The sequence below is a fragment of the Pseudomonas sp. genome (assembly GCF_049300855.1).
Lineage (GTDB): Bacteria > Pseudomonadota > Gammaproteobacteria > Pseudomonadales > Pseudomonadaceae > Aquipseudomonas.
On sequence record NZ_JBAQKH010000023.1, the window covers coordinates 171,879 to 186,117 of the forward strand.

14 protein-coding genes and 1 pseudogene are annotated in these 14,239 nt (G+C 60.6%); 9 read left to right on the top strand and 6 right to left on the bottom strand.

Annotated features, from left to right (window positions below; genetic code table 11):
- The first annotated feature begins 47 nt into the window (after positions 1 to 47).
- The 3 genes from WA225_RS08615 to WA225_RS08625 are packed head-to-tail and all read left to right on the top strand — an operon-like array spanning position 48 to position 2,257.
- Entirely contained in the window at positions 48 to 791 is a 744-nt protein-coding gene (locus WA225_RS08615; protein WP_422607615.1) for an SDR family NAD(P)-dependent oxidoreductase, read from the top strand.
- A gap of 26 nt (positions 792 to 817) precedes the next feature.
- The gene (locus tag WA225_RS08620) at positions 818 to 1,354 is read left to right on the top strand and encodes a carbonic anhydrase (RefSeq protein ID WP_422607616.1); all 537 of its coding nucleotides are present in this window, start codon (positions 818 to 820) and stop codon (positions 1,352 to 1,354) included.
- A 39-nt stretch (positions 1,355 to 1,393) separates the two neighbouring features.
- Positions 1,394 to 2,257, top strand: a complete 864-nt coding sequence (locus tag WA225_RS08625; protein WP_422607617.1) for an NmrA family NAD(P)-binding protein — start codon at positions 1,394 to 1,396, stop codon at positions 2,255 to 2,257.
- A gap of 66 nt (positions 2,258 to 2,323) precedes the next feature.
- Here the strand turns inward: WA225_RS08625 and WA225_RS08630 are convergent, their stop codons facing one another.
- Positions 2,324 to 3,739, bottom strand: coding sequence for a purine-cytosine permease family protein (locus WA225_RS08630; RefSeq protein ID WP_422607618.1), 1,416 nt, complete (start codon positions 3,737 to 3,739; stop codon positions 2,324 to 2,326).
- 235 nt (positions 3,740 to 3,974) lie between these two features.
- Here WA225_RS08630 and WA225_RS08635 point away from each other — a divergent pair, with 235 nt between their 5' ends.
- The gene (locus WA225_RS08635; protein WP_422607619.1) at positions 3,975 to 4,886 is read left to right on the top strand and encodes a LysR family transcriptional regulator; all 912 of its coding nucleotides are present in this window, start codon (positions 3,975 to 3,977) and stop codon (positions 4,884 to 4,886) included.
- 18 nt (positions 4,887 to 4,904) lie between these two features.
- Here the strand turns inward: WA225_RS08635 and argE are convergent, their stop codons facing one another.
- The 5 genes from argE to WA225_RS08660 form a co-directional block, all read right to left on the bottom strand.
- The gene (argE, locus tag WA225_RS08640; RefSeq protein ID WP_422607620.1) at positions 4,905 to 6,056 is read right to left on the bottom strand and encodes an acetylornithine deacetylase; all 1,152 of its coding nucleotides are present in this window, start codon (positions 6,054 to 6,056) and stop codon (positions 4,905 to 4,907) included.
- Positions 6,053 to 6,730 carry a DUF1028 domain-containing protein gene (locus WA225_RS08645; RefSeq protein ID WP_422607621.1) on the bottom strand — a complete coding sequence of 226 codons (678 nt, stop codon included), beginning with the start codon at positions 6,728 to 6,730 and terminating at the stop codon, positions 6,053 to 6,055. Before WA225_RS08645 ends, argE begins: the two co-directional genes overlap by 4 nt.
- Positions 6,731 to 6,898: 168 nt before the next feature.
- Positions 6,899 to 7,315 carry a RidA family protein gene (locus WA225_RS08650; protein WP_007910844.1) on the bottom strand — a complete coding sequence of 139 codons (417 nt, stop codon included), beginning with the start codon at positions 7,313 to 7,315 and terminating at the stop codon, positions 6,899 to 6,901.
- A gap of 57 nt (positions 7,316 to 7,372) precedes the next feature.
- Positions 7,373 to 8,692 (bottom strand): flavin-containing monooxygenase, encoded by a 1,320-nt coding sequence (locus WA225_RS08655; RefSeq protein ID WP_422607622.1) that lies wholly within the window; start codon positions 8,690 to 8,692, stop codon positions 7,373 to 7,375.
- Positions 8,693 to 8,957: 265 nt separating this feature from the next.
- Complete coding sequence (locus WA225_RS08660) at positions 8,958 to 9,776, bottom strand: alpha/beta fold hydrolase (protein ID WP_422607623.1); 819 nt, start codon at positions 9,774 to 9,776, stop codon at positions 8,958 to 8,960.
- 185 nt (positions 9,777 to 9,961) lie between these two features.
- Between WA225_RS08660 and WA225_RS08665 the strand changes: the two are divergent.
- The 5 genes and pseudogenes from WA225_RS08665 to WA225_RS08685 form a co-directional block, all read left to right on the top strand.
- Positions 9,962 to 10,419: pseudogene (locus tag WA225_RS08665) on the top strand (winged helix-turn-helix transcriptional regulator).
- Positions 10,420 to 10,516: 97 nt separating this feature from the next.
- The gene (locus WA225_RS08670; RefSeq protein ID WP_242206209.1) at positions 10,517 to 11,065 is read left to right on the top strand and encodes a hypothetical protein; all 549 of its coding nucleotides are present in this window, start codon (positions 10,517 to 10,519) and stop codon (positions 11,063 to 11,065) included.
- 48 nt (positions 11,066 to 11,113) lie between these two features.
- Positions 11,114 to 11,524 carry a lipocalin family protein gene (locus WA225_RS08675; protein WP_422607624.1) on the top strand — a complete coding sequence of 137 codons (411 nt, stop codon included), beginning with the start codon at positions 11,114 to 11,116 and terminating at the stop codon, positions 11,522 to 11,524.
- 155 nt (positions 11,525 to 11,679) lie between these two features.
- Entirely contained in the window at positions 11,680 to 13,386 is a 1,707-nt protein-coding gene (locus WA225_RS08680; RefSeq protein WP_422607625.1) for a ShlB/FhaC/HecB family hemolysin secretion/activation protein, read from the top strand.
- 24 nt (positions 13,387 to 13,410) lie between these two features.
- The coding region (locus WA225_RS08685) for a filamentous hemagglutinin N-terminal domain-containing protein (protein WP_422607626.1) at positions 13,411 to 14,239 on the top strand (829 nt) is incomplete at its 3' end.

The following is a 14,239-nucleotide window of genomic DNA, read 5'->3' on the forward strand; positions in this document are numbered from 1 at the left end:
CTGCCGCCTCCGCCCACTTGCCCTTATCGACCTTCGAGGAACACACCATGCAAATCGCCAACTCCATTGCCCTGGTCACCGGTGCCAACCGCGGCATCGGTCGTACCTTCGCCGAACAATTGCTCAAGCGTGGCGCTGCCAAAGTCTACGTTGCCGTTCGTGATACCGCTTCGCTGACCGACCTGCTCAAGAGCGGTGATCGCCGCCTGGTGCCGCTGCCGCTCGACGTCACCGACCCCGATCAGGTGGCTGCCGCCGCCAGCGTGGCCGCCGATGTCACGCTGCTGATCAACAACGCCGGGTATGCCGCATTCGACGGCGCCATCAGCGCACCGGACATGCACGACGCACGTCTTGAGATGGAAGTGAATTACTTCGGGCCGCTGGCACTGACCCGGGCCTTCGCCCCGGTGCTGGCGGCGTCGGGTGGCGCGGTACTGAACATGTTGTCGATGCTCTCACTGGTCAGCCTGCCGATGGCGGCAACCTACTCCGCCTCGAAAGCCGCCGGCCTGTCGCTGACCCGCAGTTTGCGTGCCGAGTTGGCCGAGCAGGGTACTCAGGTGGTCGGCGTGCTGGCGGTGCAGACCGAAACGGCAATGGGCGCGAAGCTCCCGGAACCGCGTCTGAGCCCGCTCGAAGTGGTCACGGATGCGCTGGATGCAATCGAAGCCGGCATCAGCGATGAGGTCATCGCCGGTGCCCAGTCGCGCAGCATTCATCAGGCATTCACCGCTGACCCGCAAAAACTTCAGGCGCTGATGTCGACACGTCTGCCACAACGCGGCTGATTGCCCATCCTTGATCGAGGTGTGCCATGGACTTCCTGCCAACCCTGCTCGAACGCAATGCCGCGTTTGCCGCCAGCGGCTTCTCGGCCGAACTGAAGATCATTCCTTCACAGCGCACGCTGATCGTCGGATGCGTCGATCCGCGTGTCGACCCGGTGGAGGTGCTCGGCCTGCGCCCCGGCGAGGCCGCGGTGATCCGCAATGTCGGGGGACGAGTCACCCCGGCACTGTTCGAAACCCTGACGATTCTGGGCCGCGTTTCTCAGGCCGGCGGTGCGCCGCTCGGTGAGGGCTGGCACCTGATCATCCTGCACCACACCGACTGCGGCATTCGCGGTTGCCTGCACCACGCACCGGCGCTGCTGGCGCAGTACATGGGCGTAGCCGAGGAGCAATTACCGGCACTGGCGATAAGCGATCCGCATCTGGCCGTGGCCATTGATGTCGCAGCGCTGCAAGCCAACCCACAGTTGCCTGCTGGTTTCAGTGTCAGCGGTCTGGTCTACGACGTCGCCACGGGGCTCGTCGATAACGTGGTGCCGGTCAGCCGCCCGCGCCCTTAAAAAATCCCTATTTTCATAACGTTGAACTGGAGAAATACGATGAGTACGTTTTTGGTGACAGGTTCTACCGGCGACACTGGCGCGCCAACCGTCAAAGCCCTGCTTGAGCGCGGTCACCGGGTCAAGGCCCTGGTGCGTCGCGAGGATGAACGCTCGCAAAAGCTCAAGGCCATGGGCGCCGAAATTCACCTCGGTAACCTGCGCGACCTCAAGTCGTTGCGCCCGGCCATGGAAGGGGTGGACGGTGCCTACTTTTGCTATCCGTTGAGCGATGGTCTGGTCGAAGCGGCGGCGCTGTTTGCTCAAGCCGCGAAGGAGCAGGGGGTCAAGCACATCGTCAACATGTCGCACAAACAATCGCGGCCTGATGCGCGCAGTCAGGCGACGTTGAACCACTGGATGTCGGAACAGATTTTCACTTGGTCGGGCATTCCATCGACCCATCTGCGCGTGACGTTCTTCGCCCAATGGATGCTCTACATCGCCGACTTTATTCGCGACGGACGCTACCTGACACCGTTCGACGCCGACAGCCGTTTTGCGCCCATGGCCGCGAGTGACATCGCGCTGGTGGTGGCCAATGTTCTGCTCAAGCCTGCCGGCCATGGCGGTCAGGCCTATGCGCTGCACGGCCCGATCGAGTACAGCCACCGCGAACTCGCCGCGCTGTTGGGCAGCACGTTGGGCAAGGAAGTGCGTTTCGAACAAGTGGAAGTCGAAGAGTTTGTGCGGCTGCTTGGCGTCGATGCTGATCCAGCGTTTGCCGTGCACTTCAATGCGGTGAAAATCGACCAGCGCGAAAAACGTCTGGAAGGACTCGACGACACCGGCGCCGCGATCATCAGCCAGCCATTGCAGACGCCGGCGCAATTCATCGAGGAGCACCGCCAGCGCTTCATCTGAAGGTAACGAAAAAGGGCCGGATCGCTGCACAGCGTTCCGGCCCTTGGTGCGTTCAGAAAAAAGCGTTTACAGACTGCTCGCCAGTTTCCCGCCCATCATCCGCCGACGATAGGAGGTGTCACGATTGGCCAGCCAGAAATACAACGGCGAAGTCACCAGCAGTCCCACCAGCCACGACAGGTCCGCGCCGTTGATGTGCGCCGACACCGGGCCGACGTACAGCGGCGTGTTCATGAACGGGATCTGCACCGCGATGCCAATCGCATAGGCCAGCAACGCCTGCGGGTTGTAGCGGCCGTAGATGCCGCCGTCGACCTGGAAGATCGACTGGATGTCGTACTGGCCTTTGTGGATGGCGTAGAAATCGATCAGGTTGATCGCCGTCCACGGCACCAACACCACCAGCAACACCAGCACCATGTCGACGAAGTGGCCGATGAAGTCTTTCGAGGCGCCGACGGCGGCAAAGCAGCAGGCCAGCAAGACGATGATCGAGATCACCGCACGGCTCTTCGCGGTGGGGATCCAGCGGTAGGCGAAGGTCTGCACCAGGGTGATCAGCGACAGCACCGCGCCGTACAGGTTGAGAGCGTTGTGGCTGATCACGCTGAGCAGAAACAGCACCAGCATCAGTGGACCGATCGAGCCGGTGGCCATTTTTACCGCGTCCATGGTGTCCATGCCCACGGGCGTGGCAAGCACGGCGACGGCACCGAAGATGAACGCCAGGCTCGAGCCCAGCGCCGACCCCAGATAGGTGGTCCAGAACGTCGACGAGACTTTCACATCGGCCGGCAAGTAACGCGAATAGTCGGACACGTACGGCGCAAATGCGATCTGCCACAACGCCGCCAATGACACCGTGGCCAGCCAGCCGGACAGGTTGAAGCTGCCGCGAGTGAGGAAGTCATCAGTCTGGATGTGGGTGAAGATGTAGCCGAAACCGACGACGATGCCGATGCCCAGCACCCAGGTGCCTATGCGGTTGAGCACGTGGATGAAGCGGTAGCCGATGATGCCGATGATCCCTGAGCCGATCGCACCGATGACGATGCCGACCGGCACGGGAACGCTGTCGACCACGCCGTGCAACGATTTGCCGGCCAGCACAATGTTGGAGGCGAAGAAGCCGATGTACATGACCCCGGCAATTAGCACCACCAGCAGGGCACCGAGGGAGCCAAACTGTGCGCGGCTCTGAATCATTTGCGGGATGCCCATCTGCGGGCCTTGCGCCGAGTGCAGCGCCATCAGTACGCCGCCGACCAGATGGCCGACGAGAATCGCGACGATGCCCCAGAGCAGATTCAAGTGAAACAACTGCACGCCCAGCGCACCGGTGACGATGGGCAACGGTGCGATATTGCCGCCGAACCAGAGCGTGAACAGATCCCTGACCTTTCCGTGGCGATCTTCGGGGGGCACGTATCCTATCGTGTGTTTTTCAATCAGCGGAGCGGAGGATGCTGCAGGGGTAGCCATGACGAACTCCAAGGCAAGGATGAGTACGTGGACGTACTTCGGCAAGCGCCGGCACGGGCGGCGCATTTCTTGTTGAAGTGATCATGTGCAAAGCGTCGGGATAGATAAATTAGTAAGTTTGTTGTTTCAGACCTTAAAAAAAATATGCTTCGGCTGGTGCGCGCGTCCGGTATGTTCAAACCTGATCGTGCGCCAGGGAAACAGGGCGAACACCCGCGCTCTTTTGGAGACTCATATGGCTGCCTACAACCTGCGCCAGCTCAAATACTTCGTCACCACCGCCGACTGCGGCAGCGTTGCCGAGGCCTCGCGCAAGCTCTACATCGCGCAGCCGTCGGTCTCCACCGCGATCAAACATCTTGAAGAAAGCTTCGGTGTGCAGCTGTTCATCCGCCACCACGCGCAAGGGGTTTCCCTGACGCCGAGTGGCTCGCGGTTCTATCGCAAGGCGCTGGAACTGCTGCGGGTGGCCCATGAGTTCGAGCAGAACGCTTTGGCCGACAACGACGTGGTGGCCGGGCAGATCGATATCGGCTGCTTTGAAACCGTCGCGCCGCTGTACCTGCCACGCCTGATCGCCGGTTTCAAACAGCGCTGGCCGGGGGTGGAAATCCGCATTCGCGATGGTGAACAGCAGGAGTTGGTGCAGGCGCTGACCGCCGGCAGTATCGACCTGGCGATGATGTTCGAACACGACCTCGACAGCACCATCGAAACCACGCCGCTGATGCCGCCGCAACAGCCGTACGCCTTGCTGCCGGCCAACCACCGCTTTGCGCAACAGGCCAAAGTTTCGCTGCATGATCTGGTGCTGGAACCGATGATCCTGCTTGATGTGGTGCCGAGCCGGACCTATTTCGTGAGCATTTTCGAGGAGCGCGGATTGGCGCCGAATATTGTCTTCAGCTCACCGTCGATCGAGATGGTGCGCGGCATGGTCGGCAATGGTTTCGGCTTCTCGATTCTGGTGACCAAACCGTTCAGCGACTACACCTACGACGGCCAGAAAGTGGTCTGCGTGCCGCTGGCAGAAAGCGTGACCGGCTCGGGGTTGTCGGCAGCCTGGCTGCGCCGGGTGCAACTGACCAAACCGGTGCAGCTGTTTGTCGATCATTGTCGCGAAGAACTGGCTCGACTGTACCCGTGAGCGCAGTCGAGCCCGTGTTCAACCGTGGATAAACGTCAGCAGGCGCTGGAGCATGTCATCGCAGGCCTGCAACTGAGCGAGGCTGACAAACTCGTCGGGTTTATGGCCCTGGTCCATGCTGCCGGGGCCGCAGACCACGGTAGGAATGCCCACCGCATCAAACAGACCGCCCTCAGTGCCAAACGCCACGGTGCCGAAATCCTTCGAACCGCAAAAAGCCGAAATCAATTCGGCAGCCTGACTCTGCGCATCGGTGGCCAGTCCCGGATAAGCCGACAGCGCGCTGAAGTGGATAGCGGCTTGCTCACTGACCGCGCGCATGCGTGGCAGCACTTCGCGTTCGGCATAGGTTTTCAGCGCCTCGGCGACGAGCGCCGGATCCTGTGAGGGCAGGGCGCGGATCTCGAAATCGAAACGGCAATCGGCCGGGACAATGTTCAACGCCTTGCCGCCACTGATCACCCCGGTTTGCACGGTGCTGTAGGGCGGGTCGAACCGCGCATCGTGATGTTCCGGCGCTTTCAGTTGCTGGCCGAGACGACCGAGTTCAGCGATCAGCTCAGCGGCGTATTCGATGGCATTGACCCCGAGCGGCGCGTAGGCCGAATGGCACGGATGGCCGTGCACGTCGCAGCGCATCGCCAGTTTGCCCTTGTGGCCGAGCACCGGTTTCAGTTCGGTGGGTTCGCCGATGATGCACAGCAGCGGTTTGACCGGGCGTTGTTCCAGCACCTTGAGCAGCGAGCGCACGCCGAGGCAGCCGACTTCTTCGTCATAGGACAGGGCGATGTGCACCGGCATACGCAACGACGCTTGCACCAGCGCCGGCACCAGTGCCAGCACGCAGGCGATGTAGCCCTTCATGTCGGCGGTGCCACGGCCGAACAGCTTGCCGTCGCGCTCAGTCAGTTCGAACGGTGGCACTGTCCACGGCTGGCCGTCGACCGGCACAACATCAGTGTGCCCGGACAGCACAATGCCCGGCTGATCCACCGGGCCGATCGTGGCGAACAGGTTGGCCTTGCTGCGTTCCTCGTTGTAAATCAGCGCACAAGGCACGTCGAAACCCGCGAGGTAATCACGCACGAACTCGATCAACTGCAAGTTGGATTCACGGCTGGTGGTATCAAACCCCACCAGCGTCTTGAGCAACTCGACGCTGCTGTTCATCGATCGTCTCCAGCCACGCCATAGCCGGGTGCCTTGGCCGGATCGAGGGCGCGGTCGATGTAGTCCTGCAGTTGCGGCCGGTAGGCGTCCCAGAGTTTTTGCAACTGACCGATCGGGTTTTCATCGGCCCAGTCGACGCGCAAATTGACGATCGGCCAGGTCTGCTCGCCGACCACAACGACGGCGGCCGAGTGCACGGGGCCGGCTTCACCGCCTAACGCCTGGGCGGCGTGCAGGGCTTTGAGCAAGCGGTCGGCGAGTTGGCCTTCGCCGTCCTCAAAGGCACTGACCATCGCTTCGATCACCGAGCGCCCGGCGAGCATGTTGCCGGCCGCCACGCACTGTTCCCCGGTGACAGCGTTGTGCACGCCGAGGGTCTGCGCACCGCTGAAATGCGCGGTCTGGCCGAGGTGGTTGATGGCGGTGATCTGGCGGTACTGGCTGTAACCGTTGCGGGTCAGCACCTGGTCCAGCGCAGCGTCGGGGGCCACGCCTTGTTCCATCAGGGCGAGCACTTCCGGGCCGAGGGAGGGCAGGGTGATGTTCTGGCTCGACACTGCGCCGACACCGGGCAACAGCCACGGGCAGCGCGCGCCGGCGGCGATGCTGGAGGAACTGATGGCGACACCGAACTGGCCGGTTTCGGCGCAGCGGGCTGCGATTGAAAAGGTCATCTGCTTATTCCTTTCTAGGAAGATGTTGTCCTTGAGGGCCTCATCGCTGGCAAGTCGAATCGTCGCACCGCAGCTCCCACAGGTATTGGGGGGATCACAAAATTTGGAACAACCCAAAACCCTGTGGGAGCTGGCTTGCCAGCGATGGCCATAACGCGGTGTGATGCCTTACTCGGGAATCACCGCAATCACATCAATCTCCATCAACCACTGCGGCTGTCCCAATGCCGACACCACCAGCCCGGTGGAAATCGGGAACACGCCTTTGAGCCACTTGCCCACTTCGCCATACACCGCCTCGCGATAACGCGGATCGATCAGGTAGGTGGTGGTCTTGACGATGTGGCTCATGTCGCTGCCGGCTTCTTCGAGCAGTTGCTTGACGTTGCGCATGGCTTGTTCGGCCTGCGCGCGCGGATCACCCAGACCGACCAGATTGCCGTCGAAATCAGTGCCGACCTGACCACGGACATACACGGTGTTGCCGGCACGCACGGCTTGGCACAAGTCGTTGTCCAGCGTCTGGTTCGGGTAGGTGTCCTTGGTGTTGAACATGCGGATACGGGTGTGGGTGGGCTGGCTCATGAAAGGCTCCTGAAGAAGGTTTGCCCGGCGCAATCGGCGCCGGGGCGAAAAGGGCTATCAAGCGTCGACGGTGTCGGCGGCTTTGCTGTGGCTGTTCTGGTGCAACTCGGCCTCTCGCTGTTCGGCATCGCGGTAGTCCAGATACTTGCGCTGGGTGGCGATGTGATCGGCGACGTGTTTGGCGTCGTGCCACACGCCCCAGATGAACGACGAACCACGACGCGATTGCCACGGCAGACCGAGGAAATACACCCCCGGTTCGCTCGACACACCGCGCTGGTGCACCGGTTTGCCCTTGTCATCGAACGCCGCGACCTGTAGCCAGGAATAGTCCACGGCGAAGCCGGTGGCCCAGATGATCGAGGTGACGCCAGCCTTGGCCAGATCGAGATCGGCCAGCGGGTTTTTCACGCAGTCAGGATCTGGATAGGTTTCCCGTGCTTCAGGTTCCAGTGGCAGATCCAGGCCGTTGCGCTCGATGTAGGCATCGGCGGCATCGAGCAGCGCCAGATAGTTTTCGTCGCCGCGATTGAGGTTGCCGAGCAGGTCCTGCTTGAAGGTCACCACGCCGTCATTGAACGACTCGGTGACGCCCACCAGGGTCATGCCGCGATGGGCCAGACCACGGAAATCGATGGTGCGCCCGCCATGTGCGCCGCTGACCGCAATGGTCACGTGTTCACGACCCGGTTTCATCGCCGCCTGATCCCACTCGCCGAGCACGCCCAGCCACCAGCAGAAATCCCGGTTGCGGTAAGCGCGAGGCGGGCGGTCGTGAGCGCCAACGGAGAGGTAAACCTGTTTGCCGGAACGTTGCAGTTCATCGGCAATCTGTACGCCGGAAGAACCGGCACCGACCACCAGCACCGCGCCTGCCGGCAGTTGCTGCGGGTTGCGATAGTCTGCAGAGTGGATCTGCAAAAGACGCTCGTCTTTGGGCGCAATCAGCGGGATCACCGGTTTCTGAAACGGGCCGGTGGCCGCGACCACACGGCTGGCTTCAATCACACCCTCGGAGGTCTCGACGGTGAAACCCGGGCGACCGACATTGCGCACTACGCTTTTCACGTCGACGCCGGTGCGGATCGGCGCATTGAATTTCTTCGCATAGGCTTCGAAGTAATCGGCCACGCGCTCTTTCGGAGCGAAACCGTCAGGGTCGACGTCATCGAATTCCAGACCCGGGAAGCGGTCGTGCCACGCCGGGCCGTTGGCCACCAGCGAGTCCCAACGCCCGGTGCGCCAGCGTTCGGCAATGCGATTGCGCTCCAGCACCAGGTGCGGCACACCGAGTTTGCTCAGGTGCTCACTCATGGCCACGCCCGCTTGGCCGGCACCCACGATCAGCGTGTCTGTTTTTATTATTTCAGGGGTCATCTCTACATCCTTCCTAGCAAGGCAGTGGGATTCGGGCGCTGTTGGCTTGTCCGTTTTGCTTGCGGTCAGACTAGGCAGAGGGGGGATATCGGTAAAATATTATTAAGCTGGGATGTGAAGATAAAATTCTGATGCAGAGGGCTGAAGGCCTTTGAATACAGGGCTTGCGGCAGGCGGGGCAGGCACGCAGGCTATCAGCCAATGATGATTTTGTGGCGAGGGAGCAAGCTCCCTCGCCACAGGTCGGGCGCCAGGCTTTTCCGGGTTATCGGTTAAGGAATGCCAGCAAGTCTTCGTTCAACGCCTGCGCATGCGTCACCGCAAACCCGTGCGGCGCGCCGGCGTAAACCTTCAGCTCGGCGCCTTTGATTTGTGCGGCAGCCTGTTTGCCGGTGGTTTCGAACGGCACGATCTGATCGCCGTCGCCATGGATCACCAGTGTCGGCACGTCGATCTTGGCCATGTCCGGGCGGAAGTCGGTTTCCGAGAATGCCGTGACACAATCCACCGTGCCTTTGAGCGACGCCAGCAGGGCGACATTCAGGGTTTGCGTGAGCACGCCTTCGGAGACTTTCTGGCCCTGGTTGGTGCCGTAGAACGGCGCGGCGAAATCGGCGATGAACTGCGCGCGATCCTTGAGCAGGCCGGCCTTGATCCCGTCGAACACCGAGGTGTTGACGCCTTGCGGGAAGTCGGCTTTCTTGCCGAACAGCGGCGTTACTGCGCCGAGCAACACCAGACCGGCCACGCGTTCGCTGCCATGGCGGGCGATGTAGCGGCTGACGTCACCGCCACCCATCGAGAAGCCCACCAGTGTCACCTCGCGCAGGTCCAGGTGATTGATCAGTTGCGCGATGTCGTCGGCGAAGGTGTCGTAGTCGTAACCGGTCCACGGCTGATCGGACCGGCCGAAACCACGGCGATCGAAGGCGATGGTGCGGTAGCCGCGGCTGCTCAGATATTCCATCTGGTATTCCCACATGTCGGCATCCAGCGGCCAGCCATGGCTGAACAGTACGGGCTTACCGCTGCCCCAGTCCTTGTAATAGATTTCGGTGCCGTCTTGCGTGGTGAATGTGCTCATGGAAACTCCTGCTTCGGGGTTCACGGTGGTGCCGAAATGGCGACATTCACTATCAGCGCAAAGCGATCCGGCTACTTGTACGCAAGTGCTGGTTTTACGCGGGGTCAGTCGTCGCCTGGCGATAGAGTTGAATGATGCAACCCTGAGCCGCACGGCCGCCCACTGATTCGAGGGAGTACGTTTACGTGAAACGCAAAAGCCTGCAAGGCAATGCCTGCCCGGTCGCCCGGTCGCCCGGACGCTGGACCTGATCGGAGACTGGTGGTCGTTGCTGATCATTCGTGATGCGCTGGAGGGTATTCGCCGTTTCAATGATTTTCAGAAGAGTCTGGATATCGCGAAAAACATGCTCAGCGCGCGCCTCAAAGGGCTGCTGGAGCAGGGGATTCTGCAAGCGCTGCCAGCCGCCGACGGCGGGGCTTATAAGGAATACGTGCTGACTGAGCGTGGCAAAGCCTTGCAGACCGTAATCGTCGCGCTGTCGCAGTGGGGCGGTGAATTCATGTACGCGCCGGGTGAGCCGGGTTCGGTGATGGTCGATGCGAAGGATCGTCAGCCGATTCGCAAGCTGGAATTGACGGCGGCCGATGGTCGCGTGCTGGCCCCGGCAGACGTCGCGACGCGGCTGGGCGTTGAGCACTGACGAACAAAGGTTTGACGCCAAAATGATGGCCAACTAATATCGCGCCACTATTTTGATGTCATTCCTGGCGCCCGTCCTTAATCGAGAGAATTCGTCCGTGAATAAACGCGCATTACTGCCTCTGGCTGTGATTTTTACGCTGGCAGGCTGCCATTCCAATGTTCGGGATTCTTCTCCAAGCCTGCTGAAAGATGGTGTTCAACTGGGCCAGAACAAAGTGGCAACGGATGACCAGCACGCCAAGGTCATCATGAAAGCCTCCGGTGGCACCCATCCGGTGGAGTTCTCCATCCGGCGCGCGGATGATCCTGACCGTCGAATGGAGGTCCTTGGCACCGTCGTCGATTCAGGTCGGGGCCATGTTTTCGGCTGGATCGCCAAACTCAATGAAGTGGCGAACAGCGCCACGGTCAAGCGCTTCCCGCAAGTGGAGGCACAAGCGGATGCCGGTAAGCCCTTTGAGGTTTCGGGGTATTCGAACAGCCGGGTTACGGGAGGTATTTATACCTGCGGGCCGCTGACCACTGTTTTCACTCCCGAGCGTGGCAAGGTCTACCAGGTGGAGTTTCAGTTCAGCGGTGAGCATTGCGAACAGCATGTTTATGACGTTACTCAGCCTCGGCAGCGCACGCTCGTAAAAAGTTGAGTCGGCATGCACAGCGCACTGAATTTATCGAAAAAAAGGAAACACCCTGTGAAACGGAATCTCTCCCTGGCACTTATTATTCTGGCCGCGACATTGTCTGGCTGCGCCACTAATAAGCCGGTCGTTGACCCATCGCTGGTCGGTTCATGGAAAGGTCAGCGCGACGAAAACGGCAAATGCCAGTTCATGTCCTGGAAAAACCAGTTCAACGCCGACGGTACATTTTCCATCACCTTTTTCCGCGACGCCAAGCAGACACAGAAGGTGCAAACCGAGCATGGCACCTGGACAGCTACCAATGGCAAGAGTGTGCTGAGAACCAATGGCGTCGCTGCGCCTGATGTTTATACCTACAAGCTTACTGATGCTGACACGGTGCATTACGTCAATGTGGAGAAAGGTCCTTCGGCGGATTGCCAGGAAGATTATGCCTTTGATGAGCACCGTGTTCGCGGATAAGCCAGTCAGAAGCATTGCGGGGCTGCAACCGCCCCGTTTGTTCAATTCTTGATACAAACCCGACAAAAGGTTTAAACGATAGTTTGACGTCAAAATGATGGCCATCTAATATCGCGCCACTATTTTGATGTCACTTTCGTATCGAGGGATCGAACATGTCCTCACCCGCCCTCGTGGCGAGTTTGTGCGTAGCTTTGCTGTGCCTGTCTCCACTTCAGATTGCCGTCGCCGCTCCGACTCCCGGTGACACCGACCTTATCCGTGACCGCCAGAACCGCCTGCTCGAAGAGCAGCAGCGACGCCTTGAGGAACTCAAGGATCTGCCCGGCAAGGACGCCAAGCCTGCGCAACCGGCAGCCCCCACCGATACCCGCTGCTTCCCGATCAAAGACATCGAGCTCAAGGGCGCCGACAGTCTGTCGGATCGCGAAAAGACGCGTCTGCTCAAACCCTATATCGGTGAATGCCTCGGCGTGCCGCAGCTCAACGAGCTGCTCAAAGTCATCACCGATCACTACATCGAGAAAGGTCTGGTCACCAGCCGCGCCTACTTGCCGCAGCAGGATCTGTCCAGCGGGCACCTGCAAGTGCTGGTGGTCGAAGGCAAGCTTGAAGGCATGAAAGGCGCGGAAAACAGCCAACTCTCGGCGCGCGAACTGGCTATGGCCTTCCCCGGTAAAACCGGTGAACTGGTCAACCTGCGCGAGATCGAGCAGATGGTCGATCAGCTCAACCGTCTGCCATCGAATCAGGCAAAAATGGAGCTGGCGCCCGGCCAGAACGTCGGCGGCAGCGCAGTGCTGGTCACCAACACGCCGCAGAAGCCATGGCGAGTCGGGCTGTCGCGCAATAACGACGGCCAGCGCAGCACCGGCGAACAGCAGTGGGGCACCACGTTTGACTGGGACAGCCCGCTCGGCCTGGCGGATCAGTTGAGCCTGCGCGGCGGTCACGATGCGATGACGGATCATCAGCACACCTCCAACAACGCCATGCTCAATTACAGCTTGCCGTGGGGCTGGTGGACCTTCAGTTACACCTACAGCCAGAGCGAATACCGCTCGCAAATCGCCGCCAACCTCTACAACTTCAAACAGACCGGCGACAGCGAAAACCATCAGGTGCGCGCCGAGCGGGTGATCCATCGCGACGCCGTCAGCAAGACCTCGCTCAGTGCAGGTCTGTCGTACTTGCGCACCAACAACTTCATCGAAGACAGCAAACTCAAGCTGAGCAGCAACCGCATCAGCGAAGCGCAGTTCGGCTTCAACCACGGTCGCCGTGTCGGCAGTGCCTTCGTCAACTTTGACGCCGGCATGCAAGAGGGCATCGGTGCCTTCGATGCGCAGGGCAGTCACGATCCTGGCCCCGGCGAGCCTAATGCACGCTACCGCAAATACACCGCCACCCTGAGCTACCTGCAGCCGTTCAAGTTGTGGGGCGAGTCGTTCAGCTTCAGCAGCCTGATGACCGGCCAGCGCAGTGAAGATGTGCTGTTCAGCCCGCAGCGCACCAGCCTTGGTGGCTCGTCGTCGATTCGTGGCTACAAGGATCAGTCGCTGTCCGGCGACAGCGGTGGTTACTGGCGCAACGATCTGCGCTGGTCGCGTCCGGTGACCATCGAATGGCTGCAACCGGTGTTCTCCGAATACGGGACAAGCCTCGGTTACGACCAGGGTGTGATCCAGAACGGTCGCTATAACGGCGATCAGCACGGGCGTATGTCGAGCAACTCGCTGGACCTGTTCGCCCGTGGCCAGCACGTCGCCGCCAGCGTGACGTTTGCCCATTCCCTGGAACGGCCGGACGCACTGACCGAGCGTGAAGCACCGATCTATTTCCGTCTGGATTTCTTTCTCTAATAACAACTTTCCGAGAACACCGACATGGACGTTCGCCAGTTTGCCTTTCTTGCACTCCAACCTTCTGCGGCCGTAAAAGACCGCGAACGTTTTTTGGGCATGCCCAAGCGTGGGGTGGCGTTTTTGCTGGCGAACGTCATGTTCTGGCAACCGATGTGGGCGCAGGCCGACGGCATCGTTGTCGCTAACCCAAATACCTCGCTGGATCGCGCCGGCAATGGCGTGCCGATCATCAACATCGCCACGCCCAATGGCAGCGGCCTGTCGCACAACCAGTTCCACGATTACAACGTCGGTGCGCAGGGGCTGATCCTCAACAATGGCTCGACGCAGAATAATCTCACCCAGTTGGGCGGGCACATCATCGACAACCCGAACCTGAAAAACAGCGGTTCGGCGCAGGCGATTCTCAACGAAGTCATCAGCGGCAACCCGAGCCAGTTGCGCGGTTACACCGAGGTGGCGGGGCAGTCGGCGCGGGTGATTGTTGCCAACCCGTATGGCATTACCTGTAATGGTTGCGGTTTTATCAACTCGCCGCGTGTGACCTTGACCACCGGCAAACCAGTGCTCGACAACGGTCGTCTGGATCGTTTTCAGGTCGATCAGGGAACTGTGGCCATCGAGGGGGCGGGGCTTAACGCGACCAACGTCGATCGTTTTGAAATCATCACGCGCAGCGCGAAGATCAACGCCGAAATTCAGGCGCAGAACCTGACGATTGTTGCCGGTCGCAACGACGTCAACGCACAAACCCTTAACGCCACCGCGCGCGCCGACGACGGCAGCAGCAAACCGCAACTGGCCATCGACTCTTCAGCGCTGGGCGGCATGTACGCAGGCGCGATCAAAC

Bases quoted from the DNA above. Each gene is read 5' to 3' on its own strand.
- WA225_RS08615 (WP_422607615.1), top strand. From the start codon at position 48: ATGCAAATCGCCAACTCCATTGCCCTGGTCACCGGTGCCAACCGCGGC.
- WA225_RS08620 (WP_422607616.1), top strand. From the start codon at position 818: ATGGACTTCCTGCCAACCCTGCTCGAACGCAATGCCGCGTTTGCCGCC.
- WA225_RS08625 (WP_422607617.1), top strand. From the start codon at position 1,394: ATGAGTACGTTTTTGGTGACAGGTTCTACCGGCGACACTGGCGCGCCA.
- WA225_RS08630 (WP_422607618.1), bottom strand. From the start codon at position 3,739: ATGGCTACCCCTGCAGCATCCTCCGCTCCGCTGATTGAAAAACACACG.
- WA225_RS08635 (WP_422607619.1), top strand. From the start codon at position 3,975: ATGGCTGCCTACAACCTGCGCCAGCTCAAATACTTCGTCACCACCGCC.
- argE (WP_422607620.1), bottom strand. From the start codon at position 6,056: ATGAACAGCAGCGTCGAGTTGCTCAAGACGCTGGTGGGGTTTGATACC.
- WA225_RS08645 (WP_422607621.1), bottom strand. From the start codon at position 6,730: ATGACCTTTTCAATCGCAGCCCGCTGCGCCGAAACCGGCCAGTTCGGT.
- WA225_RS08650 (WP_007910844.1), bottom strand. From the start codon at position 7,315: ATGAGCCAGCCCACCCACACCCGTATCCGCATGTTCAACACCAAGGAC.
- WA225_RS08655 (WP_422607622.1), bottom strand. From the start codon at position 8,692: ATGACCCCTGAAATAATAAAAACAGACACGCTGATCGTGGGTGCCGGC.
- WA225_RS08660 (WP_422607623.1), bottom strand. From the start codon at position 9,776: ATGAGCACATTCACCACGCAAGACGGCACCGAAATCTATTACAAGGAC.
- WA225_RS08680 (WP_422607625.1), top strand. From the start codon at position 11,680: ATGTCCTCACCCGCCCTCGTGGCGAGTTTGTGCGTAGCTTTGCTGTGC.